Raw genomic sequence first — 1,328 nt, 5'->3', positions numbered from 1 at the left:
TTCTTGCCTTGGCCGCGTTTCTTCTCGTAGTAGGCCTTCGATAGCGGGTCATGGCAGCTGGCGATCCAGGCGGATCTGAACAGCGCGTTCTTGAGTTGTTTGTTCCCGGAGCGTGCGGGGTATTCGCCACGGATTGAGGTTCCGGATCGTCGGGTGACTGGCGCGATGCCCGCGTAGGCGGCTAAGTGGCCGGCCGTGGTGAAGGTGCTGGCATCGCCGATGGTCAGGAGTATCGTCGCTGCCGTCTTGATGCCGACTCCTGGCATGGACATCAAGACGATGGAAAGAGGGAAGTCGTCCAAGAGTTTCTCCACCTCAGCGGCGACGATGGCACGCTGGTGTTTGAGCTCCTTGATCTGCGCAGCGACGCGTGGGATGACCAGTTCAACAGCATCGGTGCCGATCACGGTAACCGTCTGTTCCCCGAGCGCGGCGAAGATTTCATCAATGAGTTTGGTGGGGTCTTTGCGGGCGTGGTTCCTCGCCCAGCGCAGCACGTTTCCGCGCCCGGCCGCGCGAAGACTGGTCGGCCCGGCGTATTTGATCAATAGGTCGAGCACCAGGGTGCGAGTGAGGATCGTGCCGACGAAGACCCGTTCCAGGGACGGAAAGATCTGCAACAGCAACGACCGGAGCCGGTTGATCGCCCTGGTGCATTCATGGGTCAGGTCCGCGTCGAAACCGGAGAGAACTTTCAACGCGGCGAGCACTTCACTGTCGCGGTCTACCGCCCGCAATGTGTGGGGCATGGTCCGTGCCGTGTCCGCGATGATGAACGCGTCCCGGGCATCGGTTTTCGACCGTCCCGGGTAGAGGTCCGCGGCTTTCCGCATGGCCAGTCCCGGCAGGTACGCTACCTCGCAGCCGCAATCCCTGGCCACCGCGATCGGTAGCGCCCCGATGGTGTTGGGCTGGTCCACGATCATCAACACCCGGCCATGCCGGCCAAGAGCAGTGAAGAGCTCTCGGAGCCGTGTCTCGTCTTGCGGCAACGGTTTATCAAAGATCCGTTCCCCGGCCGGGGTGAGGGCTGTTGCGTGATGTTCGGACTTGCCGACATCGAGCCCGCAATACACATCAAATTGTCCGGTCATGATGGCGCTCCTTTGCACCACTAGCTGGCCGCAGTCACGACACCTGTTCCTGGCACCCACGTTACGAAGAGACCTGAACCCAACCGGGTCCGGCCGCGTCCCTATCAGCAGTCAACAAGCGCCTCCGAACCTGGCGACAGCACCCCCCGGATCATCAATGACAGGGGCAGAAAGTCATACCAAGCCCAGCGACCAAGCCCCCGACCTTCGAGGACTCCAATAAATGTAACGGGG

Annotated in this window: 1 protein-coding gene; it reads right to left on the bottom strand. The window is 61.5% G+C overall.

The genetic code is table 11. The features are described from left to right. A partial coding sequence (locus ACX80A_RS15190; RefSeq protein ID WP_459260599.1) for an IS110 family RNA-guided transposase occupies positions 1 to 1,094 on the bottom strand: 1,094 nt, incomplete at its 3' end. Positions 1,095 to 1,328: the final 234 nt, after the last annotated feature.

This window comes from Arthrobacter sp. TMN-50, from assembly GCF_054511125.1.
This window is presented reverse-complemented; position numbering and strand designations above follow the sequence as displayed.